The organism is Agrobacterium sp. 5Ca50 (genome assembly GCF_055381905.1).
In genome coordinates this window covers 948,317-970,582 of the sequence record NZ_AP026438.1, presented here as the reverse complement: position 1 = coordinate 970,582, position 22,266 = coordinate 948,317, and the positions used below count along the sequence as shown (strand labels likewise).

Sequence of the window (22,266 nt, the reverse complement as noted above, 5' to 3'; positions counted from 1 at the left end):
GCATGACTGATATTCCTGATTTTCTGACAATCGACACCGCTACGCGCCATGTCTCGCTTGATGCCCGCAACCCGGAGTTCTTCGGAAATCCGAATGCTGTTTATGCGGCTCTGCACAAACACTGTCCCACCTTTTATTGGGAGGAACAGAAACAGTGGTTTTTCACCGGCTATGACCACGTCAACGCGCTGTTGCGCGACCGCCGTTTCGGACGGCAGATCCTGCATGTCGCCAACCGCGAAGAACTGGGCCTTGCCGAACCACAGGAACACGTCAAACATTTCGATGCGGCCGAGCGCCATTCGCTGCTGGAAATCGAACCGCCGGAACATACGCGGCTGCGCACCCTCATCAACCGCGCTTTCGTCTCTCGCCATGTCGAGATCATGAAGCCGGAAATCGAGGCGCTGGCCAACAAGCTGATCGACGGTTTTGAAAAAGATGGCAAGACAGAGCTTCTCGCCTCCTTCGCAGATATCATTCCGGTGACGATGATTGCCCGGATGATCGGCATTCCCGAGGAGATGGGCCCGAAGCTGCTGGAATGGTCCCATGCCTATGTCGGCATGTATATGTTCAAACGCACCACTGAAGATGAACATGCGGCAGACAAGGCGGCCAAGGAATTCGCTGACTATGTGCGCAGCATCATCAGGGATCGTCGCGAAAATCCGCGCGATGATCTGATGAGCCACATGATCCACACCGAACACAAAGGCCAGTTCCTGACGGATGACGAACTGGTGTCGACCACCATCGTTCTGCTGAATGCCGGCCATGAAGCAACCGTTCACCAGATAGGCAATTCGGTTCGAGTAATCCTGGAAAGCGGCGTTGCGCCGGATACGTTATTTTCCGACGACAAGACCACCGAGCGCACTGTTGAAGAGACGCTGCGCATCTGTGCGCCCGTGCATATCTTCCAGCGTTGGGTTCTTGAGCCGGTGGAAATCGACGGTGTTGCATTCAAGCGCGGCGACAAGGTCAGCCTCATTCTGGCGGCGGCCAATCTCGATCCGCAGAAATTCACCGATCCCCTTACCTTCAAGCCAGACCGTGCCGAGGGTGCCAACCTGTCCTTCGGTGCCGGCATTCACTTCTGCATTGGTGCGCCGCTGGCACGACTTGAATTGAATATCGCGCTGCCGCTGCTGTTTGCCCGTCTTCCAGGCATGAAGATTGCCCGGAAACCCGAGGTCAAGGATGTCTACCATTTCCATGGTCTGGACCGTCTGGACCTTGTCTGGTGATTGGATGGCGCGCCTGAAACCTGCCTATTAAAATGAAAACGCCGTGTGTTTGATGAAAACACACGGCGCTTTTGTCTATATGATGCTGTGGCGGTTAAATCCACTGCCGTCCATCGCTGCCACCCTGGCAACCATACGGCGGGAGAACATTGCCAAATGTCTCGTGAAGCTTGTCACAACCCCATTTGTTGATTGGTCCCGGCATACGGCTGTTCAGCTCGATGCCAACCTCATCATAGGGGCTGTCCGTGTTGGTTACATATTTGTACCACTGGAAACCAATAAAACCGACGGAAACGATCGCTACGATCAGAAACGTTCTCAGTATTCTCATTACATTACCCTATTCATTCCGGCCCGTCCTTTTTCAAAGACGGATCACGTAGTCCTTGCGAGTCGTTTCAAGGACTTCCCAGCTTCCTTTGAAGCCGGGCCTTAATACCATCCGGTCGCCAGCACGCAATGCAAAGCTTTGACCGTCGTCAGATGTCAGCACCGAATGGCCCTCGAGAATGCTGAAATATTCCCACTCGTCATATTCCACGCGCCACTTGCCAGGCGTTGATTGCCAGATCCCTGCGTAGACCCCGCCGTCAGCCTCTTCGAAATTCCATGTGGTGAATTTTGGGTCTCCCGAGATCAGACGCTCCGGTTTCGGCGCGCCGTATTCCGGCTCAATATTCGCCAGTTTTTCTTCGAGGTTGAATGACAGGGTCAATGCCATGAGATGCTGTTCTCCAGGTTCTGTTTGTGCAGCTGTTATACTTTTGACAGTGCCTGTTCCAGATCGGCGATGATGTCCTTGACGTCTTCAAGGCCGATGGACAGACGCACGACATCCGGTCCGGCACCGGCGGCGACCTGCTGTTCCGGCGTCAACTGGGCATGGGTGGTCGAGGCCGGGTGAATGACCAGCGAGCGGGTGTCACCAATATTGGCAAGGTGCGAGAACAGCTGCAGACCGGCGACAAAGCCCTTTCCGGCATCGTAACCGCCCTTCAGTCCGAAGGTGAAAACAGAACCGGCACCGGCTGGCGAATAATGCTGCTGGATGGCGTGGTTGGAGCTATCCTCAAGTCCGGCATAATGGACCCAGCCGACCTTGGGGTGTTTTTTCAGCCATTTGGCAACGGCAAGCGCGTTTTCCGAATGGCGCTGCATGCGCAGCGGCAGGGTTTCAATACCGGTCAGGATCAGGAAGGCGTTAAACGGCGAAATGGCCGGACCAAGGTCACGCAAGCCAAGCACTCGGCAGGCAATGGCAAAGGCAAAATTGCCGAAGGTGGCGTGCAATACCGTGCCGGAATATTCCGGGCGCGGCTCAGACAACATCGGATATTTGCCGGACGCAGACCAGTCGAATGTACCGCCGTCGACAATGATACCGCCCATGGAATTGCCGTGGCCGCCGAGGAACTTGGTCAGCGAATGCAGGACCACGTCGGCGCCATGTTCCAGCGGTCGCACAAGGTATGGGCTGGCCATGGTGTTATCAACGATCAGCGGCAGGCCATGCTTGCGCGCAACCTCGGCAATGGCGGCAATGTCCACGAAGGTGCCGCCGGGATTGGCAAGGCTTTCGATAAAGATCGCTTTGGTGCGATCATCGATATGTTTTTCGAAGGTTTCCGGTTCAGCCGTATCGGCCCAACGCACCTGCCAGCCAAAATTCTGGAAGGCATGGCCGAACTGGTTGATGGAGCCGCCATAGAGTTGGCGTGCGGCTACAAAATTATCGCCCGGCTGCATCAATGTGTGGAACACCAGCATTTGCGCAGCATGGCCGGAGGCAACGGCCAGTGCTGCCGTTCCGCCCTCAAGGGCCGCCACACGCTCTTCCAGCACCGCCTGAGTCGGGTTCATGATGCGGGTGTAGATGTTGCCGAATTCTTTCAGGCCAAACAATGCAGCAGCATGATCCGAATCCCGGAAGGCATAGGCCGTCGTCTGATAGATCGGTGTGTTACGGGCACCCGTGGTCGGGTCAGGCTGCGCGCCTGCATGAATTGCAAGCGTCGCAAATCCGGGATTGTTGCTGGACATGGTATTTCCTCCAAAATGTCAGACCTTGAACTGGACTTTGGAGGATCATAACGCCTTGGCAGCAAATGATAAGCCTGTTGCGCGCTCAACCCTGTGTTATATTGAGGCGCGGATATTCAATTGCCGGGCAACGGTCCATAACCATCTTGATACCGTAGGCTTCAGCCTTGGCGGCTGCTGTATCGTCACGCACGGAAAGCTGACCCCAAATGACCTTGGGTCGTGGCGAAAGCAGGATTGTTTCTTCAACGACTGACGACAGGTACTCCTTGGCGCGGAACACATCCACCATATCAACGGGCTCCGGAATATCGGCCAAGTGCGCATAGACCTTCTGGCCGAGAATTTCCTTGCCCGCCTGCCCCGGATTAACGGGAAACACCCGGTAGCCCTTCGACAGCAGAAACCGCATGACGCCGTAGCTTGGACGATCCGGGTTTGGCGAGGCGCCAGTCAGGGCAATTGTCTTCACCGAGCCGAGAATTTCTGCTATATAATCATTGTCGTAAGTATCGTGCTGCATGATCCGGTTCCTGGATGGGTGACTATCTTTTCAAAGGGCTACGACATGCGAAGCACTTTTGCATATGGGATCCAACAACAAAAAGAAAAGGACCAGATCATGCTGAAGACAACATTCGCCGTACTGCTTGCCGTGCTTGCAGCCTCTCCGGCCGCTGCCATTTCCCGCTACAATACAACAGGCATGAGCTGTGCGGCGGTGCAGAGTGCTATCGACCGTGAGGGCGCAGCCATTCTCCGTTACCCATCGACGCGCGTACGCAACATGACGCTTTATGACCGTTACGTCCGAAGCGACCGTCAGTGCGATACCGGCGAATACGCAGCTGACAGCAGCGTACCAACGCGCGACGCAAAGAACTGCCCGGTGTACAAATGTGAACCGCGCACCAATGATCGTTGCAGCCCGTTTTCGTTTGGCAGAGACTGCTGACCACGTAAAATTCCATCAGTTTTTCGGCGTAACGTTGGTGCGGTGCCGTTTCGCATGCGCCGAATTAAATTTTACGCGCGAAAAATGTTCACTCTTTGTATTTGATAAATTCATGTTTTATTCATAGGCATTTTAGCGACTACTTATAGTTTAATTAGAAATTCCAACTTTATGAAATAAAACGCCTGGCAGGAGCAAATCTACTATCGTCTGAAGCAGTATTTTAGTGACGAATGGCAAGCATCAGCACTTCAGATATATCGCAAATTGCAACATTCCCAGAACAACTAGATTTCCCACGTCTCGATGCTGCAAAAAAACCATAAAAATTACCAGTAAATCAAATCGCCAAATAGTTGTATTATTCTATTATTTGACATTGAAAAATCGACCAATACAGCTTTTCGATGCAGCCAAAAACATCGTTCGATAAGTCGCCCGACGACGACATTTTCTCACCGCCAATAAAGCGTGCATCACACCGCTTGCACTTGCGCTTTCACTGCGAATAGAACTGGACATAACCTGCCGTTTTCCTCGCTCGCGGATCATTGCCTTGTCTATCGATGTGCTTTTATTGGTTCTCTTCGGAGCGCTGCTCCATGCAAGCTGGAATGCCCTGGTCAAATCCGGCAAGGACAAGTCACTGGATGCCGCACTGATTGCGGCCGGCGGCGCCTGCTGTGCCCTGCCCTTTCTGCCCTTCCTGCCGATGCCGAACATCACAGCGCTGCCCTTCATTCTGGCGTCAGCGGTTCTGCAGTTCGTCTATTTCCGCCTGGTGGCCGTTGCCTACACACTCGGTGATATCGGGCTGGTCTATCCGCTGATGCGCGGCGTGGCACCGTTGCTGGTTGCCGCCAGCAGCAGCTTCATTCTTGGCGAACATCTGTCACCAATGGCGCTCACCGGAATTTTCGTCATTTGCGCCGGCATCATGACACTGGCATTCGAGGCTCGCCACGGCGGCCGCACCGCGACAATCTTTGCGCTGCTCAATGCCGTTGTCATCGCCAGCTACACTTTTGTGGATGGCGTTGGCGCCCGTGAGGCAGGCAATGCCATTTCCTATACCTTGTGGATGTCGCTATTGCCGCCAGTCCTGCTGTTCAGCCACGCCATCTACATGCGCGGCGGCCGTGCCGTGATCACCCATGTGCGCGGCAACTGGTGGCGCGGCATTCTGGGCGGTGGCGGCTCGATCCTGTCCTATGGACTTGCTCTCTGGGCGATGACCAAGGCGCCGGTTGCCATTGTTGCGGCGCTGCGCGAAACATCGATCCTGTTTGCCATCGTCATCTCGGTTTTTATCCTCAAGGAGAAGGCCAGCATCTGGCGTTATGTCGCCGGTGCCGTCATTGCAGCGGGTGTTTTGGTGATGCGGCTGGGCTAAAAAGTGAGGTATTAATATACCACACAAACAAACCATTGATTTTACTTGTTTTTTTCTAGCCGTATCCAAATTCGAAACCTTGACGGTTTTTCAGCACCCACGTATAAGCTCGCCCAAGTCACATTTCATGTAAATGCGGCCTACCCTTGCGTTCAGGCGCAAGAAAACCAAGCAACAAAAAACGCCCAGAGCCTTGTGGCCCATGGGTCCAGACAGAAAGACTAGTAATATGTCGACTTTCGTTCAGAAGCCCGCTGAGGTGGAGAAGAAGTGGATCATCATCGACGCCGAAGGCCTCGTTGTTGGTCGCCTCGCCACCGTTGTTGCAAACCGTCTTCGCGGCAAGCACAAGGCAACCTACACACCACACGTTGACGATGGCGACAATGTCATCATCATCAATGCGGAAAAGGCTGTCTTCACCGGCAACAAGTATTCCGACAAGAAATACTACTGGCACACCGGCTACCCAGGCGGCATCAAGGAGCGTACAGCTCGCCAGATCATCGAAGGCCGCTTCCCGGAGCGCGTTCTCGAGAAGGCAGTTGAACGCATGATCCCGCGCGGCCCGCTCGGCCGTCGCCAGATGAAGAACCTGCGCGTTTACGCTGGTTCCAACCACCCACATGAAGCACAGCAGCCGGTCGTTCTCGACGTTGCCAAGCTCAACAGCAAGAACGTAAGGAGCGCCTAATAATGGCCGATCTTTCCTCTCTGAAAGACCTCGCTCCGGCAGCAGAAGCTTCGGCTCCTGTACATGTCCGCAAGGTTGACACTCTCGGTCGCTCCTACGCAACCGGCAAGCGCAAGAACGCCGTAGCCCGCGTTTGGGTTAAGGCTGGCTCTGGCAAGATCATCATCAATGGTCGCGACTTCACTGCGTACTTCGCACGTCCGGTTCTGCAGATGATCCTGCAGCAGCCAGTTGTTGCTGTAGCACGCACAGGCCAGTTCGATGTTATCGCAACTGTTGCTGGTGGTGGTCTCTCCGGTCAGGCCGGTGCCGTTCGTCACGGTATCTCCAAGGCACTCACCTACTTCGAACCGGGCCTGCGCTCTGTTCTGAAGAAGGGTGGCTTCCTGACTCGCGACAGCCGCGTTGTTGAACGTAAGAAGTACGGTAAGGCCAAGGCTCGCCGTTCCTTCCAGTTCTCCAAGCGTTAATCGCTTTCGGAATACAGACTTCGAAAAGGCGGGACTTCGGTTCCGCCTTTTTTCGTTTCGGGTTTTTCATTTCCATGAAGGCGCAACGCTGGCCGCTGTTCACGTCGGGAAAGTGTTGTTGCATGAAAACACAATGTCGAGCATCTTGCCGCACAGCGATGTCGCTGACAAAGCGATTGCCATCACTGGACATACACATCGCGCGCACAGAACAGGCTTACGGATTCGATAAAACGGAGACTGACGCATGCCGGGAAAAACCATCGACCACGCATTCACGGCTTCTTCCCTCACCTCAGCAGCAACAGACCCGACCCATGCGGGCACGCTTTCCTTCATGCGGCGAAAGTTCACCAAAAATCTAAACGGCGCATCGACTGTTGTCTGGGGCATTCCGTTTGATGCGGCGACCTCCAACAGACCCGGCGCTCGCTTTGGACCACAGGCCATTCGCCGTGCCTCAGCCATTTTCGACAACGACCCGCAATATCCGTTTCATCGAGACCTATTCGAGGGCATGCCGACCATGGATTATGGCGATTGCCTGCTGGATTACGGCAACCACTGGCAGACCCCTGCCAAGATCGAAAAAGAAGCACGCAAGATCCTGTCCCGCTCGGACTACCTGCTGACGCTGGGTGGCGATCACTTCATTACCTGGCCGCTTCTGAAGGCGCATGTTGCCAAGCACGGGCCGTTGGCGCTGGTTCAGTTTGACGCCCATCAGGACACATGGTTCGATGACGGAAAACGGATTGACCACGGCTCCTTCGTGGCGCGTGCCGTGCGTGACGGATTGATCGATCCTGACCGCTCTATCCAGATCGGTATTCGCACCCACGCACCCGATGACTTAGGCATCAAGATTATCTACGGGCACGACGTCGAAGACATGCGGGCGGGTGATATCTCGTCGCTGATCGTCAACCGCACTGCCGGGCAGCCCGTGTATCTGACCTTCGATATCGACTGCCTTGACCCGGCCTTCGCACCCGGTACCGGCACACCGGTTGCCGGTGGGCCAACCAGCTCCAAGATACTCTCGATCCTGCGCGGACTTGGCCAGCTGGACATCAGAGGCTCTGATGTGGTGGAGGTGGCGCCCGCCTATGACCATGCAGACATTACCGCCATTGCCGGTGCCACAGTTGCGATGTATATGCTTGGCCTGCGCGCCGAACGGCTTGCCAAGGCGCGCTGAGGAATTGATTCAAGCGATTGGCACTCTGATTCCGCCAATTGCAGTAACCCACTGAAAAAGCTAGGATAAGGGCATGACAGCGAAAATCTTCATCGATGGCGAACACGGCACAACGGGCTTGCAGATCCGCACACGCCTGGCCGACCGCCGCGATATCGAACTGCTGTCGATTCCCGAAGCGGAACGGCGCAATGCCGCCATGCGCGAAGACATGCTGAACAATGCCGATGTCGCCATTCTGTGCCTGCCTGATGAAGCCTCGAGAGAGGCCGTGTCGATGGTGGCAGGCAACAACAATGTGCGCATTATCGACACATCGACAGCATACCGCATCGCGCCTGATTGGGCCTATGGCTTTGCCGAGATGGACAATGCACAAGGCGACAAGATCCGCTCTGCACGTTTCGTCGCCAACCCCGGCTGCTACCCAACGGGTGCCATCGGCCTCATCCGCCCGTTGCGCGCAGCAGGTCTGCTGCCGGACGGCTACCCCGTCTCGGTCAATGCTGTCTCGGGTTACACCGGTGGCGGCAAGCAGATGATTGCCCAGATGGAAGATCTGAGCCGCGACGATGCGATTACCGCCAACAACTTCCTCTACGGCCTGCCGCTGAAGCACAAGCACGTTCCGGAAATGAAGACCCATGGTCTGCTCGATCGCTCTCCGCTGTTTTCGCCATCGGTCGGCCGCTTCGCACAGGGCATGATCGTACAGGTGCCGCTGTTTGCTGCCGACCTCAAGGACGGCACGACGATCAAGACCATTCATGATGCGCTGGTTGCGCATTATGCCGGTCAGGACATCGTCTCAGTCGTATCGCTGGACGAAAGCAAGGGCCTGTCACGCATCGACGCAGAGGAACTTGCCGGCAAGGACACCATGAAGCTGTTTGTGTTCGGCACCGAAGGCGGCGAGCACATCAACCTCGTGGCGCTGCTGGACAATCTCGGCAAGGGCGCATCCGGTGCTGCTGTGCAGAACATGGAACTGATGCTCTCGGCATGACCGAAGGCAAAACCTCACCTGTTATTTCAGAAGACATCAAAAGGCGGTGGAGCATATCCTCCGCCTTTCTTCTTGCCGATACACCGAGCAGCTTGGTTTACCGCGTGACGCTTGACAGTGGTGAGAAGGCGGTACTGAAGGAACTCAAGCCGCGCGGCATCGGAGAGTTGCCGGGCATGGCCTTCCTGCGCTGGCGGGACGGCAACGGTGCCATCAGGTTGATCGATAGTCATGGCCTGAGTTGCCTGCTGGAAGATGCGGGCGACCTGACACTACGGCAGTACCGTCTTGAACATGGTGAGGCCGCCAGCAACCGTGTCATAACCGATGTACTGGGCAGGCTGCACGCGCCTTCACCCGCAACGCTTGAGAACCTTACGCCGCTCGACAGGCATTTTGCAGCACTGTTTGACCGATCACTCGACGGCTATGACACAATGTTGCGTGAGCCGCTTGGCTTTGCCCGACAACTGGCATTGCAGCTTCTCGGTACACAGGACAACATCAAACCCCTGCATGGCGATTTGCACCACGACAACATCGTGTCCGGCGGCACACGCGGCTGGCTGGCAATTGACCCGCAGGGGCTGATTGGTGACGCCGCCTATGATGTGGCAAACATCTTCGGCAATCCGCTGAATGCCCTGCCCGATATTATCAAGCCGGCGCGCATCAAGGCGCTGACCACACTGTTTTCACAGATGTTGGGATGTGGGGAAGAAAAAATCCTGCGCTACGCCATTGCGCATGCAGGATTGTCGATCTGCTGGTCTGTGGAAGATGGCACCTTATTTGATGCCAGTGAGAATGCGCGCGAACGTCTGGCATTCCTTCAGATCGCGCGCACCCTGCTTTAAGCGTTATCAGTCACGCACCTCGACGGCTACCGGCGCGGAATATTCGCCGATAAACCCGCGCCAGTGGGCGGTGGCAAATCCAAGAACAACCAATGCCATGCCCTGATGGGCCAGCGCGACATGGATATCGACATGCATCAGCAGCGTGATGATGCCGAGCATCGCCTGGATCAGGATCAGCACGAACAGCAGCACGGAGCGCCGGGCATGCGGCGATCCCGGGATGTCACGGCACAGCCTGACCATGTTCCAAAGCGCTGCTGCAAACAGCGTGTATGCACCCAGACGGTGGATGAACTGCACTGTCTTGGGGTTTTCAAACAGATTGATCCACCAGGGCTGCTGAACGAAAAGATCGCCCGGGATCACCGAACCATCCATCAACGGCCAGGTGTTGTAGGACAGACCCGCATTGAGACCGGCCACCAGTGCACCGAGATAGATCTGGAACAGACAGAGGCAGAACAGCACGGCTGCAAAGGTGCGCCCCTTTCTTTCACCCACCGCATCCAGCGAATGATGCGAAAGACCGCGCATGATCCACATACAGCCCGCAAAGATAAGACAGGCGATGGTCAGGTGGGTGGCAAGGCGGTACTGCGACACGTCAGTGCGGTTGACGAGGCCGGATGATACCATCCACCAGCCGATGAAACCCTGAAAGCCGCCCAGCGCCAAAAGGCCGACCAGCGGCAGACGGATACGCTTTTCCACGCGGCCGGTGATCCAGAAAAACGCCAGTGGCAGTGCAAAGATGATACCGATGCCCCGCGCCAGCAGGCGATGTGCCCATTCCCACCAGAAAATCGTTTTGAACTCATCAAGGCTCATGCCCTTGTTGACTTCCTGGTATTGCGGAATGCGCTTGTAGAGATCGAACTCTTCCTGCCACTCTTCCACCGAAAGCGGCGGAATGGCACCGTGGATCGGTTTCCATTCGGTAATCGAAAGGCCAGATTCCGTCAGACGCGTTGCGCCACCCACCAGCACAAGGCAAAACAGGGTAAAAATAACAAAACCAAGCCAGATGCGCAGCACGCGGCGATTACGATCCTGCTTTACAAGTGTCTGCTCAATTGCAGCCTCAGAAGGGTTCCCAGCCAATGCTGCGGTATTCAGGCTCATATTCTCAACTCCACAGGGGTTTCTCACCCCGTCAAAGAAGGCCGGTACCCTTGGCCGGTATCTGGCCAAGGCAGGACAGTTTCATAAGGCAGGGCATGTCATTTTCATGGCCCTGCAGAAAGCTATGACGTTGATTTGCCCCAACCGTTAAGGCAAAACAAGCCCTGCATGTTTGCGGCAAGCCGTCGCGGACCCACAAACACGTCAACACAATGAGAAACCCATGCCCACTCGTCTGCGTTCGTTCATCGGCACCATCGTCATCATCATCATGGTGATTGTCTATGCCATTCTGGCGACGTCCTATGCAGCGGCCAATCTGGCGGAATCGCCCTGGTGGGTTCATTTGCTCTATTTCATCGGCACTGGCCTGTTGTGGGTATTGCCAGCCATGGCGCTGATAAAGTGGATGGCGGGCCGCAAACCCGGCCAGTAACCTTGTGCTAACTGCACTTACAAGTTTCAGCTCGCATCTTGGCCGATAAACTCTTTGTTGCACGGCTTGCTGCTATTTTGCGGCAGATGTTGCGGAGTTGTTGATGAGAGCAATACAGCCAGACCTGCCGGAAGCAGAAAGCCAGAAGGCTTTTGAACATGCCGTTGTGCACGCGGTTTCCGGTCCGCTGTCGGTTGATGTTGTCACCGACATGGCGGCGGTCGAGGCAGACTGGCAACGTCTGGAGCACTCCCCACTCAACTCCGTCCACCAGAGTTACTGGTGGTGCGCGGCATGGTCCAAGGCCATGGGCACGCCGGTTGTGGTCATTCGTGGTCAAGTGTCCGGCCAGACGGTGTTTCTCATCCCGCTTGAAATTCGCAGCAAGGGCCCGTTTCGTGTGGCGCGTTTCCCGGGCGGCAATTTCAACAATATCAATACCGGACTGTTCGACGATGCTTATGCGCAGACGGCCAAGCCTGAAGATGCACAGCTTATCCTGAGCGAAATACGCCGCCAATTATCCGACCGCGTCGATGTGTTGGCCTTGCAGAATATTCCGCTTACCTGGCGTGGACGGCGGCATCCGCTCTCGGCGCTGGCGACCAGCGAAAACCAGAACCGGTCATTTCAGCTGCCGCTTTTGCCGCGTTTTGAAGATACGCTGGCGCAGGTCAATGCCAAGCGCCGTCGCAAAAAGTACCGCGTGCAGACCAAACGTCTAAACGAGATTGGCGGCTACGACTATTACCTGACGCGCGATCGCCAGGAACAACATGCCCTGCTGGACACGTTTTTCCAGCAAAAGGCCGAACGTTTCGCGGCACAGAAAATTCCTGACGTCTTCCAGGACAAGGCGATCAAGAGCTTTTTCCACGGCCTTGTCGACGCGCCCTATCACCTTGAGAATGTGCCGCTGGAACTCCATGCCATTCGCCTGCCCGGTTCCAATAACGCAGTGGTGGCGGTGGCTGGTTTGTCGCGCAAGGGCGATCATGTGATCTGCCAGTTTGGCTCGATCCACCAACATTTGGCAGCCGATGCCAGTCCCGGCGAATTGTTGTTCTGGCTGATGATCGAGAAAAGTTGTGCCGAGGGTGCCGCTATTTTCGACTTCGGTATTGGCGACCAGCTCTACAAAAGAAGCTGGTGCACGGTCGAAACCGTGCAACATGACATCTTCCGTGCCCTATCTGTGCGGGGGTATCTGCCGGCAATTGGCTACCGCGCGCTCGCCTCGCTCAAAAGCTTTATCAAGGCGCATCCCAAACTCTACGGTTTCATCCAGTCCCTGCGGGCCAAGAAGGACACCGCAAAACCAGAAAGCGACTGAGGCCAGACGGTGGCCATCACGCCGCCGTGCGGCTGCCATCCTGCGGATGACGCTGGCTGTTCATGCCGGACATGATCAGCACGCGGGAATGGCCATCATCAGCCAAGGTCTGCATGACGCCCGACAGGCTTCCCTCGTCCGGCTGTGGTGCCGAAACGATGATGTCGGTGGAGAGGTTTTTCAGAATTCCAGCCGCCCGCACCACATCAACCGCACCGCATTCGATCAGCACCGTGTCGTATACGTCAGCCAAAGCACTTACCACCATTGTCAGACGGTCGATGACCCGCATGGCCTCATGCGCCGGCGTCTTGCCCTGCGGCACGATATGCGCGCTTGACAGGCGGTCATTGTGAATGGTTTCGGCAAAATTGACTTCACCAGCCAGCAGATCGGTAATGCCAGGCAGATTGGAGGACGGTGCCATCAGGCGGGTCGGACAAGCCGACGCCGTCATGTCGACCAGCACCACCGTTCTGCCGCTTTCCGACACGGCGCGCGCCAGCATAACGGTTGCAGTGGAGCCGGCATCGCCAGCCGGCGATACGACGGTTGCAACCGGGCCGACGCCCTTCATGGCGAGATATTCAGCGACCATTGCGATGGAGAATGTTTCAAGACCAGACTGCTCGGCCTCCTCGACCGCGTCATTATCCACCTCGTTCGCCTCAAGCGCTTCGAGCGTTTCCGGCGTCTCAGTCAGGTCGAGTGTTTCTTCCATTTCTGCGGCCAACGCCTCATCACTTGCCACCTGGATGCGGTCGGCAGGCACGTCCACGACGGCAACCGGTACGGAAACAGCCTCAACGACGGTGGCCTCCGTTTCCAGTTCTTCTTGCCTGGATGCACCGACCGGCCGCAAGGCACGTCCGGTGAACAACTCGATCAACATCACGACAACGCAGGACAACAGCAAGGCAACGAGCGAGACAACGATGACAATCGGTCCAACCTTGGGGAAATACGGTTCGCGCGGCTCGATGGCAGCAGAGATGACGCGGGCATCAGCCGGGCTGGAATCTGTGCTGGTAGTACGCGAGGTCGCCTCACGGTAACGGGCCAGATAGGTTTCAAGCAACTGGCGCTGTGCCGTCGCATCACGCTCGAGGTCATTGAGGCCAACAGAATCTTCACCAGCACGTGCACCGTCTGCCTTTAGCGTATTGAGCTGCTGCACCAGTTGGCGCTCCCGCAGGCGGGATACATTCGCTTCATTTTCCAGACTTGCCAAGACCTTGCGGGTTTCGGTTTCAATCTGGCTGCGGATGCCGCCAAGCTGCGCGCGCAGTGCCTTGATGCGCGGATGACCGTCGAGCATGGTGGTCGATAGATCGGAGATCTGCGACTGGATACCGGATTCGGTTTCCTTGAGACGCTGGATCATCTGCGAACCGATAATGTCAGGCAGCGTGTCGGTCGGGCGGCCGGAGGACAGCGCATTGCGCACATTTTCAGCACGCGCTTCGGCATTGGCCTTTTCGCCGCGAACACGTGCCAGTTCGGTCGATATGTCACCGAGCTGACGTGTTGCAAAGGTGGTGTTTTCACCGACGGTCAGCAAATCGGAAGAGGCACGGTAATCCGCCACCTTCTTGTCGGCTTCGCGTACCTTTTCGCGCAGGCTGGCAATTTCCGGCTCAAGCCAGCGTGCGGCTTCGGAATTTGCATCGAGTTTGGCGTCGGTCTGCAGCGATTGGTAGACTTTGAGAATTTCGTTGGGAATGGCAGCGGCCAGCACCGGGTCCTTGGAGGAAAACTCCACGGCGATAACGCGCGACGTCTCAGCGCGATAAACCTGCAGCTTTTCCCGGAAAGCGGAAATGACCCGTTCTTCCGGGGCCACTTCCAGCGGGTTCTTTTTCATGCCGATCATGACCAGCAGGCGCGACACCATTGACGGGCTGGCACCAGGGTCGAATTCAGGCAGCTCGTAAAGCTTCATGTTGCGGGCAACCTGCTTGATCAGGTCGACCGATTGCAGCAACTGCGTCTGGCTGGAGATATTCAGATCGTCCAGCACCTGCTGGGAGCCAGTACCGTTCGGGTCTGCATTGCCGAACGATGCTGCACGGGTTTCGATGAGGACACGGGCCTCGCTGCGATAGACCGGCGACATGACACTGGACGCAGCAAAAGCCACGCCGCCAGCGATCAATGTCACGGCTGCAATTTTTCCCCGCCTCTCCCAGATGGCAAGCACCAGCCGCGCCAGGTCGATATCCACGTCTTTATCATTACGGCCTGTCGCTGACATGCGAACTCCTGCATCGTGACCCCTCAAGGGCAGGCTGGACAAAGCGGCTGCACGACGCGCGCGCCCGTCCATTACATTCCTGTTGCCGTAATTTTAGGACTTTATGGTAACCCAACCGTTAACCGACCTTCGCGATCTCAAAGGCGCAGTTTCATACTTTTTTCGCGTCATTTACTCGGCGTTAACCCTAACAGATCGATAACATCTTTAATTGCCGCTTTGTGGAGCCCAAGCGCGAATGTCCTGCGCCCTGAACCGTACCGCCATTATCGTTGTGACCGCCTTTGCTGCGGCACTGTCCGGCTGTTCGGCGTATCAGCCCGCTCCGAAAGCCTTTCACGAAGCGACCATCCAACCCTACCGGCTGGATAGCGGCGACAGACTGCGGATTACCGTTTTCGAGCAGACCGGTCTGAGCAACAGCTATACGGTAGATCAGGCTGGTTACATCGCCTTCCCTCTTATTGGCCCGGTCCCTGCCCGTGGCCAGACATTGCCGCAGCTTGAAGGGGCCATCGCCCAGAAACTGCGACAGGGCTATCTGCGTGACCCGGATGTGACGATCGAAATCGACCGTTACCGGGCAATCTTCATAATGGGTGAAGTCGGTCGTCCGGGGCAATATTCCTATGTGCCTGGCATGACCGTGCAAAATGCTATCGCTATTGCCGGCGGTTTCTCCACCCGCGCCAACCAGCGCGACGTGGATGTAACCCGCAAGATCAACGGGGAGATCGTGACGGGTCGCATCAATATCTCGGGACCAATCCTCTCTGGTGACACTGTGTATGTCCGTGAACGCTTCTTCTGATTGCCAGTAACGGTAACATGACCACAGAAAAACCTCTCCGCATCCTGCATTGCTTTCGCTCACCGGTCGGTGGTGTATTTCGCCACGTTCGTGACCTTGTGGAAGAGCATGTAAAGCTGGGACATGAGGTTGGCATTCTGTGCGACAGTTCAACCGGTGGCGAGCACGAGGAAAAACTGTTTGAACAGATCAAGCCCATGCTGTCGCTGGGGCTTATCCGTTTGCCCATTGGACGTTCGGTCGGCCCATCCGACCTGGGCGCTCTTTGGAAAGCCTATCAACATATCAAAAGTTTGCAGCCAGATGTAATCCATGGCCATAGCGCCAAAGGCGGCGTTCTCGCCCGTCTCATCGGCTCAGCTCTGCGGGTGAACAGGTATCGCGTAGCCCGCCTCTATTCGCCCCATGGGGGCAGCCTGCACTATGACCGCAAATCCCTGCGCGGTCAGGTGTTCTTTAATGTGGAGCGCCTTTTAGAGCGGTTTACGGATGCGCTGTGTTTCGTCTGCCATTACGAGCAGAGCGCCTATACACAAAAGGTCGGCAAACCGCACACGCAAGCGCGGATGATCTATAATGGCGTGCAGGAAAGCGAATTTGCGCCGGTTCCGCTCAATGCAAATGCCAGCCATTTTCTCTACATCGGCATGTTGCGCGACCTCAAAGGTCCCGACGTGTTCATTGATGCCTTTACCCAAGCTGAGAAACTGTCCGGGCAAACCCTGACCGGCGTGATCGTTGGCGATGGCCCGGAGCGTGACAAGTACCGCGACGCAATTGCGGCGGCTGGCCTGTCGGACCGGCTCGCCATGCATCCCTCCATGCCGGCCCGCAAGGCATTTGCTTTGGCGGATACGGTCGTTGTCCCCTCACGGGCAGAATCCCTGCCCTACATCATTCTGGAAGCACTGGCGGCCGGCAAACCGGTGATTGCCTCACGGGTTGGTGGCATTTCCGAGATATTGGGCGAACAGAGCCCGGCGCTGGTCACGGCTGGCGATGCAACAAGCCTGGCGCAGACCATGGTTCGCAGCTTGCAAGTCCCTGAGTGGCGACAGCAAGCCTTGCCTGATACAACCGAATTCCGGCAGCGGTTTTCCACACCCGTAATGGCCGGACAAATTCTTGCCCTTTACCGGGAATTACTGCCCCGCACCTGACGGGATGCAAGACTAACCATCCGTTTGCAGGTCGTATCAGCACGGTACGACTGTCTAAAGACTTGGTTGTCGCCATAAACGTTTCTTAGCATGTTGCCGCTATGGTTGCGCCAAAATGCAAAACGGAATGCGTCCATGAGCAACGTCCAAAACCAGCAACTCGATATCAATGAACTGCGCCGAAAGGTGTCCGAGATTGCCGGTCATTCAGCTGGTGATGGAGACAGCCCACCAGTGTCGCTCAACCCGTTGGCACGACAGGTCGCCAATCAGCTGCGTACGGGCAATCACTCCCCCAACATCATTATCGGCCAGCTGCAATTGCTGGAGTTTGCCGGACTGGTGATCCTTGGCTGCATCGTCAGCATGCTGGCATCGGAACACACGGTTGGCAGCCTGCTTGGCCTGTTTGCGATAATGGTGGCGGGTGCAGGTCTGACCGGCCTGATGCTTTATGCCCTTGATCTTTACCAGTTGCCGTCGCTGCGCACGCCTATGGCCAAGATGCCGCGTATTCTGATGGCCTATACCGCCGGTTTTGCGCTGACTGTGTTTCTTCTTCTCGCCTTCCATCCTACCGGTGGCAGTTCGTGGCTGACAACTGCCATGTGGTTTGTGGCCGGTGCTGCCTTTCTTGCGTTGGAACGCATCCTTACCGGCGTCGCAATCCGCCACTGGGGCCGTAATGGCGTCATGGAGCGTCGTGCGGTTATCGTCGGTGGTGGCGATGCAGCCAAGAACCTTATCCGCTCGCTGGAAGAGCAGCCGGACAATGATATCCGTATCTGCGGTATCTTCGACGACCGCACCGGCGATCGTTCGCCTGATATCGTTGCCGGTTATCCAAAGCTTGGTACCTTCGCCGAACTGGTGGAATTTGCACGCCTGACCAAACTCGACATGCTGATCATCTCGCTGCCGATTTCGGCCGAGGGACGTATTCTTGCCCTGTTGAAGCAGGTCTGGATCCTGCCCGTCGATATTCGTATCGCCGCACACGCCAACAAACTGCGTTTCCGCCCGCGCTCCTATTCGCATGTCGGCAATGTGCCGATGCTGGATGTGTTCGACAAACCGATCCGAGACTGGGACTCGGTTGCCAAGCGCATCTTTGACCTGTTCTTCACCGTGGTGGCCCTGCTGTTGTTGTGGCCGGTGATGATTGGCGCGGCCATTGCCGTGAAAACAACTTCAAAGGGTCCGGTTTTCTTCAAGCAGAAACGCCACGGCTTTAACAATGAGACGATCAATGTCTGGAAATTTCGCTCGATGTATACCGAGCTAAGCGACCCGACAGCCAAAAAGGCAGTGACCAAGAACGACCCACGCGTAACGCCTGTCGGCCGTTTCCTGCGCAAATCCTCGATTGACGAGTTGCCGCAGCTGTTCAACGTGCTGAATGGCAGCCTGTCCCTGGTTGGCCCTCGCCCGCATGCGGTCATGGCCCAGACTGGTGACCTGAAATATGCCGATGTGGTTGAGCATTATTTTGCCCGCCATAAGGTCAAACCCGGCGTGACCGGATGGGCGCAGATCAATGGTTGGCGCGGCGAGATCGACAACAGCGACAAGATCAAGTTCCGCACCGCTTTCGATCTGCATTACATCGAAAACTGGTCATTGATGTTCGATCTCAAGATCCTGTTCCTGACACCGATCAGGCTGCTCAAATCGGAAAACGCCTATTGAGCAACGTCAGCCTGACAGATACGCCCGGTTTCAACGCGCCATTAGCCGCCATGCGGATGATTGGCGCGTTTGCGCTTGCCTTTGGCGTGTTCCTGTCCGGTTTTGTTATTTCCGAACCGGCACCTTACGAGCTGATGATGGTGGCGCAGGTCGCCATCTGGTTCCTGCTCGGGCTTCGCCTGTCCAAACGCGTCATCGTGCTGTTGGCTTTTCTGCTGGTGTTCAATGCCGGTGGTTTTCTCTCTCTGCTGGTCATGTCGGATCTCGGCGAAGGGCCGATGTATCTCGCCGTCTCGACCTTTCTGGCGCTGACATCAGTTTTTTACGCTGCTGTCACCGAAGATGATCACCGGCGGCTATCGCTGATTTTTAAAGCCTGGGTTTTTGCCGCTCTGATCACCTCGATGCTGGGCATTCTCGGTTACTTCAATGCCATTTCCGGCTTTCAGGTGTTCACGCTCTATGACCGTGCCAAGGGCGCATTCCAGGACCCGAACGTCTTTGGCCCGTTTCTCGTCACGCCGTCGCTGTTTCTGGTTTATGGTCTGTTGACCGGGCGGGTCAGCAGCATGCCGCTTAAGATCCTCGGTCTGCTCATTATGGCGCTTGGTATTTTCCTGTCGTTTTCCCGTGCGGCCTGGGGCCTGTTTCTTATCGCAACCGTCATGCTCGTTCTGCTGATGTTGCTGAAAGAGCGTTCCAACGCCTTTAGGCTTAAAATACTGGTACTGACACTGCTGGCCGTGGTGTTTCTGGTTATCGCATTGATGGTCGCCTTGCAGTTCGAACAGGTGTCCAACCTGTTCCTGAGCCGAACAAAGGCCGTGCAGGATTATGATGGCGGTCATCTCGGGCGATTTGCGCGACATCGCATTGGCTTCATGATGGCCATGGAAAATCCGCTCGGGATCGGTCCCATGGTGTTTGCCACCATCTTCCCGGAAGCGGAGCATAATATCTGGCTGAAAAGCCTGACGACTCACGGCTGGCTCGGTTTTGTCAGTTATGTCTCCCTGATGTGCTGGACGGTGGCGGAAGGTTTCAGATACCTGCTGCGGGATCGTCCATGGCAACCTTTCCTGATGATTGCCTGGGTCAGTTTTGTCGGCCATCTGATTATTGGCAATGTCATCGACACCGACCACTGGCGGCATTTTTTCCTCTTGCTCGGCGTCATCTGGGGCTGCATAGCGCTGGAACTGAAATGGCAGCGTCAGCAGCGGCAATAATTTTTCGCTGACATGGTGTTGCTGATGGAACCCGTTGGCATTCCTGCGCATTTCACTCCCGAAAATATGACGGGAGACATGAATGACGAGAACCAACAATCTTTATTTCATCATCGGCGCACTGGTGATCCTCGCTGCAGGTCTTGGTGCCTATGTTTGGCATCAGGAAAGCAAGCCTGCAGGCATTGAGATGCAGATCGGTCCAAACGGCGTAAAAATTCAAGAAAACTGATTTTACCTGAGGCTTGCCTCCACTCAAGCCTCGCGCATGCATGTAGCAATAGTTTGAGGACAGGCGATAGAACGCTATCGCTTGTCCGATAACCGCGCGGAAGCCATTTCCGCGAAGCATACAGGCGCAGTTCATGGTTTCTTCGATTCAATCCATCCGGCTGATGACGACGCAAATCGCCCTTAAAGCCCTGAAGGAGCAGGAGGAAACGACAACCTCGACCAGCTCCGCATCCAGCTCGCTTTTGCAGCAATATGGCCTGGACACGTCGACCAGCTCCTCCAACGACACGTTGACGCGGCTGCTGACGACACTGGCCACCAAAAACCCCGACTCAACCGTCAACACGACGCCGAGCACCACAACAACAACCGTCTCGGCGGACGTAACGACCGCGTCCTTCATGCGCAGTCTGAAAGACAGCCTTGAGGAGATGGCCGACACTGCCGCGGGCAAGAAGCAGGCAGATGCGATGCTCGCCGCCCTGAAGGCTGGCACACTAACGGTGACCGACCCGGTCAGCGGCCAGAAGATTGCCGCCTGGGATGTTGATGATGAAAAGCACAAGGACACCACCTCAGGCGCGGCAACCACCATTGCCACCAACAACTGGAGTGACTTCCTGAAAGAGCGCCTTAAACGCGGCGAGGATGTCTCTTACGCCAAATCCAGCGACGGCAGCTATATCGACAAGACCACTGGCGAGAACGCCTATTTCGGCACTGTCGGCAGCAAATATTATTACCTGTCATGGCCAGCCGCCAACGCTAACACGCCGGCAAGCGGGACAGACAAGACAGTTTCGTCTTCAGGATCCAGCGACACGAATTAACAGCTGAATATCGGCGCCATATACACGCCTCCCCTCGGCGTGTTGCGACACCAACTCCAGCAAGCGGACAGCCTGTTCCGCAACCAAAAGAATGCCCGGAAAGCTTAGCTGTTTTCCGGGCTTTTGCGTTTTTGCAACTTCAAAAAAATTGAAAATATACATCAATGCGGCATGATCTGACGCAATCGGAATGCCCCCTCTTGGTAAATGAAGGCTCAATAGGCACGTCTGTGGACGCGGTGCCGCAGACGCCCGGGTTCACGTAACACCGCGACCAGAGGGAACAAAAAAAATGAAAATGCTTTTGGCCTCCACCGTTCTTGCCGCAAGCCTTGCCGGTCTTGCAACAACGGCCTCCGCAGCAGATTGCGGCACAGTTACCATTGCCAACATGAACTGGCAGTCCGCTGAAGTGGCCGCCAATGTCGATAAACTCATTCTCGAAGCCGGTTACGGCTGTACGGCAGAACTGGTTGCTGGTGACACCGTGCCGACACTCACCTCAATGGCTGAAAAGGGCCAGCCAGACATTGCGCCCGAGGCATGGGTCAGCCTGCAGCCGGAAATAGTAAACCGTGGCATCTCCGAAGGGAAATTCGTCAGCGCCGCCAAAATTCTCTCTGATGGTGCGGTACAGGGCTGGTGGATCCCGAAATACGTGGCCGAAGCTAACCCGACCATAAAGACCGTGGGTGACCTGTTCAAAAACCCACAGCTTTTCCCGGCACCGGAAGACAGCAGCAAGGGCGCCGTCTACAACGGTCCGCAGGGTTGGGGTGGCACTGTGGTGACAGCCCAGCTGTTTAAAGCTTATGACGGCGAAAAGGCCGGATTTACGCTGGTCGACACCGGATCGGCTGCCGGCCTCGATGGCGCCATTGCCAAGGCCTATGAGGCCAAACAGCCAGTGGCCGCTTATTACTGGGCACCAACAGCCCTGCTCGGCAAATACGAGATGGTCAAACTCGACTTCGACACCACCTATGACGCCGCCGAATGGAAACGCTGCACATCGGTTGCCGATTGCGCCGATCCGAAGCTGAATGCCTGGCAGACAGACACGGTTGAAACCGTTGTTGCCAAGAGCTTTGCCGACCGCGCCGGTCCGGTCATGGATTACCTCAACAAACGCGCTTGGACCAACGACACTGTCAACAAGCTGATTGCGTGGATGAGCGACAACCAGGCAACCGGTGAAGAAGGTGCCAAATACTTCCTGAAAAATAACGAAGCTCTGTGGACGGCATGGGTTTCCCCTGACGTGGCAGAAAAGATCAAGGCATCGCTCTGATTTTT

The 22,266-nt window shown here is 56.0% G+C and carries 23 protein-coding genes; 17 read left to right on the top strand and 6 right to left on the bottom strand.

Annotated features, from left to right (window positions below):
- Positions 1-2 precede the first annotated feature (2 nt).
- The gene (locus ACZ5FM_RS04675) at positions 3-1,250 is read left to right on the top strand and encodes a cytochrome P450 (RefSeq protein ID WP_464039841.1); all 1,248 of its coding nucleotides are present in this window, start codon (positions 3-5) and stop codon (positions 1,248-1,250) included.
- 94 nt (positions 1,251-1,344) lie between these two features.
- Here the strand turns inward: ACZ5FM_RS04675 and ACZ5FM_RS04670 are convergent, their stop codons facing one another.
- From ACZ5FM_RS04670 to ACZ5FM_RS04655, 4 genes are all read right to left on the bottom strand, one after another.
- Complete coding sequence (locus ACZ5FM_RS04670) at positions 1,345-1,584, bottom strand: hypothetical protein (protein WP_192487542.1); 240 nt, start codon at positions 1,582-1,584, stop codon at positions 1,345-1,347.
- 33 nt (positions 1,585-1,617) lie between these two features.
- Complete coding sequence (locus ACZ5FM_RS04665) at positions 1,618-1,974, bottom strand: cupin domain-containing protein (protein ID WP_259145262.1); 357 nt, start codon at positions 1,972-1,974, stop codon at positions 1,618-1,620.
- Positions 1,975-2,009: 35 nt separating this feature from the next.
- Positions 2,010-3,293 (bottom strand): O-acetylhomoserine aminocarboxypropyltransferase, encoded by a 1,284-nt coding sequence (locus ACZ5FM_RS04660; protein WP_275640904.1) that lies wholly within the window; start codon positions 3,291-3,293, stop codon positions 2,010-2,012.
- An 85-nt stretch (positions 3,294-3,378) separates the two neighbouring features.
- On the bottom strand, positions 3,379-3,816 hold the full coding sequence (locus ACZ5FM_RS04655) for a CoA-binding protein (RefSeq protein WP_250982810.1): 438 nt from the start codon (positions 3,814-3,816) through the stop codon (positions 3,379-3,381).
- 99 nt (positions 3,817-3,915) lie between these two features.
- On the opposite strand from ACZ5FM_RS04655, the gene ACZ5FM_RS04650 reads away from it, so the two are divergent.
- From ACZ5FM_RS04650 to ACZ5FM_RS04620, 7 genes are all read left to right on the top strand, one after another.
- Positions 3,916-4,248: a hypothetical protein gene (locus ACZ5FM_RS04650; RefSeq protein WP_250982811.1), complete on the top strand. Its 333-nt coding sequence runs from the start codon at positions 3,916-3,918 to the stop codon at positions 4,246-4,248.
- A 556-nt stretch (positions 4,249-4,804) separates the two neighbouring features.
- Positions 4,805-5,641 (top strand): DMT family transporter, encoded by an 837-nt coding sequence (locus ACZ5FM_RS04645; protein WP_259145266.1) that lies wholly within the window; start codon positions 4,805-4,807, stop codon positions 5,639-5,641.
- A gap of 229 nt (positions 5,642-5,870) precedes the next feature.
- Positions 5,871-6,335 carry a 50S ribosomal protein L13 gene (gene rplM, locus ACZ5FM_RS04640; RefSeq protein WP_192487535.1) on the top strand — a complete coding sequence of 155 codons (465 nt, stop codon included), beginning with the start codon at positions 5,871-5,873 and terminating at the stop codon, positions 6,333-6,335.
- Positions 6,336-6,337: 2 nt separating this feature from the next.
- A complete protein-coding gene (rpsI, locus tag ACZ5FM_RS04635; protein ID WP_192487534.1) occupies positions 6,338-6,805 on the top strand; it encodes a 30S ribosomal protein S9 in 468 nt (155 codons plus the stop codon).
- 247 nt (positions 6,806-7,052) lie between these two features.
- Positions 7,053-8,006, top strand: a complete 954-nt coding sequence (gene speB / locus ACZ5FM_RS04630; protein ID WP_464039839.1) for an agmatinase — start codon at positions 7,053-7,055, stop codon at positions 8,004-8,006.
- A gap of 73 nt (positions 8,007-8,079) precedes the next feature.
- Positions 8,080-9,012: an N-acetyl-gamma-glutamyl-phosphate reductase gene (gene argC, locus ACZ5FM_RS04625; RefSeq protein WP_192487532.1), complete on the top strand. Its 933-nt coding sequence runs from the start codon at positions 8,080-8,082 to the stop codon at positions 9,010-9,012.
- The gene (locus ACZ5FM_RS04620) at positions 9,009-9,869 is read left to right on the top strand and encodes an aminoglycoside phosphotransferase family protein (protein WP_464039838.1); all 861 of its coding nucleotides are present in this window, start codon (positions 9,009-9,011) and stop codon (positions 9,867-9,869) included. Before argC ends, ACZ5FM_RS04620 begins: the two co-directional genes overlap by 4 nt.
- A 6-nt stretch (positions 9,870-9,875) precedes the next feature.
- Here ACZ5FM_RS04620 and ACZ5FM_RS04615 read toward each other — a convergent pair whose 3' ends face one another.
- Positions 9,876-10,994, bottom strand: a complete 1,119-nt coding sequence (locus tag ACZ5FM_RS04615) for a COX15/CtaA family protein (RefSeq protein ID WP_464039837.1) — start codon at positions 10,992-10,994, stop codon at positions 9,876-9,878.
- Positions 10,995-11,217: 223 nt separating this feature from the next.
- Here ACZ5FM_RS04615 and ACZ5FM_RS04610 point away from each other — a divergent pair, with 223 nt between their 5' ends.
- Positions 11,218-11,430, top strand: coding sequence for a DUF2842 domain-containing protein (locus tag ACZ5FM_RS04610; RefSeq protein WP_192487529.1), 213 nt, complete (start codon positions 11,218-11,220; stop codon positions 11,428-11,430).
- 103 nt (positions 11,431-11,533) lie between these two features.
- Positions 11,534-12,763: a GNAT family N-acetyltransferase gene (locus tag ACZ5FM_RS04605; RefSeq protein WP_464039836.1), complete on the top strand. Its 1,230-nt coding sequence runs from the start codon at positions 11,534-11,536 to the stop codon at positions 12,761-12,763.
- Positions 12,764-12,779: 16 nt separating this feature from the next.
- Here ACZ5FM_RS04605 and ACZ5FM_RS04600 read toward each other — a convergent pair whose 3' ends face one another.
- Complete coding sequence (locus tag ACZ5FM_RS04600; protein WP_464039835.1) at positions 12,780-15,017, bottom strand: GumC family protein; 2,238 nt, start codon at positions 15,015-15,017, stop codon at positions 12,780-12,782.
- 238 nt (positions 15,018-15,255) lie between these two features.
- Here ACZ5FM_RS04600 and ACZ5FM_RS04595 point away from each other — a divergent pair, with 238 nt between their 5' ends.
- From ACZ5FM_RS04595 to ACZ5FM_RS04565, 7 genes are all read left to right on the top strand, one after another.
- Complete coding sequence (locus tag ACZ5FM_RS04595; RefSeq protein ID WP_464039834.1) at positions 15,256-15,828, top strand: polysaccharide biosynthesis/export family protein; 573 nt, start codon at positions 15,256-15,258, stop codon at positions 15,826-15,828.
- 17 nt (positions 15,829-15,845) lie between these two features.
- A complete protein-coding gene (locus tag ACZ5FM_RS04590) occupies positions 15,846-16,988 on the top strand; it encodes a glycosyltransferase family 4 protein (RefSeq protein ID WP_464039833.1) in 1,143 nt (380 codons plus the stop codon).
- Positions 16,989-17,123: 135 nt separating this feature from the next.
- Positions 17,124-18,677: an undecaprenyl-phosphate glucose phosphotransferase gene (locus ACZ5FM_RS04585; RefSeq protein ID WP_464039832.1), complete on the top strand. Its 1,554-nt coding sequence runs from the start codon at positions 17,124-17,126 to the stop codon at positions 18,675-18,677.
- A gap of 50 nt (positions 18,678-18,727) precedes the next feature.
- Positions 18,728-19,906 (top strand): O-antigen ligase family protein, encoded by a 1,179-nt coding sequence (locus ACZ5FM_RS04580; protein ID WP_464040419.1) that lies wholly within the window; start codon positions 18,728-18,730, stop codon positions 19,904-19,906.
- An 82-nt stretch (positions 19,907-19,988) separates the two neighbouring features.
- A complete protein-coding gene (locus tag ACZ5FM_RS04575) occupies positions 19,989-20,138 on the top strand; it encodes a hypothetical protein (RefSeq protein WP_192487523.1) in 150 nt (49 codons plus the stop codon).
- A gap of 133 nt (positions 20,139-20,271) precedes the next feature.
- The gene (locus tag ACZ5FM_RS04570; protein ID WP_464039831.1) at positions 20,272-20,970 is read left to right on the top strand and encodes a hypothetical protein; all 699 of its coding nucleotides are present in this window, start codon (positions 20,272-20,274) and stop codon (positions 20,968-20,970) included.
- Positions 20,971-21,262: 292 nt separating this feature from the next.
- The gene (locus tag ACZ5FM_RS04565) at positions 21,263-22,261 is read left to right on the top strand and encodes an ABC transporter substrate-binding protein (protein WP_250982823.1); all 999 of its coding nucleotides are present in this window, start codon (positions 21,263-21,265) and stop codon (positions 22,259-22,261) included.
- Positions 22,262-22,266: the final 5 nt, after the last annotated feature.

Coding starts and splice junctions, on each gene's coding strand:
- ACZ5FM_RS04620 (WP_464039838.1), top strand. CDS start 9,009: ATGACCGAAGGCAAAACCTCACCTGTTATTTCAGAAGACATCAAAAGG.
- ACZ5FM_RS04660 (WP_275640904.1), bottom strand. CDS start 3,293: ATGTCCAGCAACAATCCCGGATTTGCGACGCTTGCAATTCATGCAGGC.
- ACZ5FM_RS04670 (WP_192487542.1), bottom strand. CDS start 1,584: ATGAGAATACTGAGAACGTTTCTGATCGTAGCGATCGTTTCCGTCGGT.
- ACZ5FM_RS04585 (WP_464039832.1), top strand. CDS start 17,124: ATGAGCAACGTCCAAAACCAGCAACTCGATATCAATGAACTGCGCCGA.
- ACZ5FM_RS04675 (WP_464039841.1), top strand. CDS start 3: ATGACTGATATTCCTGATTTTCTGACAATCGACACCGCTACGCGCCAT.
- ACZ5FM_RS04600 (WP_464039835.1), bottom strand. CDS start 15,017: ATGTCAGCGACAGGCCGTAATGATAAAGACGTGGATATCGACCTGGCG.
- ACZ5FM_RS04655 (WP_250982810.1), bottom strand. CDS start 3,816: ATGCAGCACGATACTTACGACAATGATTATATAGCAGAAATTCTCGGC.
- argC (WP_192487532.1), top strand. CDS start 8,080: ATGACAGCGAAAATCTTCATCGATGGCGAACACGGCACAACGGGCTTG.
- ACZ5FM_RS04575 (WP_192487523.1), top strand. CDS start 19,989: ATGACGAGAACCAACAATCTTTATTTCATCATCGGCGCACTGGTGATC.
- ACZ5FM_RS04650 (WP_250982811.1), top strand. CDS start 3,916: ATGCTGAAGACAACATTCGCCGTACTGCTTGCCGTGCTTGCAGCCTCT.
- rplM (WP_192487535.1), top strand. CDS start 5,871: ATGTCGACTTTCGTTCAGAAGCCCGCTGAGGTGGAGAAGAAGTGGATC.
- ACZ5FM_RS04615 (WP_464039837.1), bottom strand. CDS start 10,994: ATGAGCCTGAATACCGCAGCATTGGCTGGGAACCCTTCTGAGGCTGCA.
- ACZ5FM_RS04570 (WP_464039831.1), top strand. CDS start 20,272: ATGGTTTCTTCGATTCAATCCATCCGGCTGATGACGACGCAAATCGCC.
- ACZ5FM_RS04565 (WP_250982823.1), top strand. CDS start 21,263: ATGAAAATGCTTTTGGCCTCCACCGTTCTTGCCGCAAGCCTTGCCGGT.
- speB (WP_464039839.1), top strand. CDS start 7,053: ATGCCGGGAAAAACCATCGACCACGCATTCACGGCTTCTTCCCTCACC.
- ACZ5FM_RS04580 (WP_464040419.1), top strand. CDS start 18,728: ATGCGGATGATTGGCGCGTTTGCGCTTGCCTTTGGCGTGTTCCTGTCC.
- rpsI (WP_192487534.1), top strand. CDS start 6,338: ATGGCCGATCTTTCCTCTCTGAAAGACCTCGCTCCGGCAGCAGAAGCT.
- ACZ5FM_RS04665 (WP_259145262.1), bottom strand. CDS start 1,974: ATGGCATTGACCCTGTCATTCAACCTCGAAGAAAAACTGGCGAATATT.
- ACZ5FM_RS04595 (WP_464039834.1), top strand. CDS start 15,256: ATGTCCTGCGCCCTGAACCGTACCGCCATTATCGTTGTGACCGCCTTT.
- ACZ5FM_RS04590 (WP_464039833.1), top strand. CDS start 15,846: ATGACCACAGAAAAACCTCTCCGCATCCTGCATTGCTTTCGCTCACCG.
- ACZ5FM_RS04610 (WP_192487529.1), top strand. CDS start 11,218: ATGCCCACTCGTCTGCGTTCGTTCATCGGCACCATCGTCATCATCATC.
- ACZ5FM_RS04605 (WP_464039836.1), top strand. CDS start 11,534: ATGAGAGCAATACAGCCAGACCTGCCGGAAGCAGAAAGCCAGAAGGCT.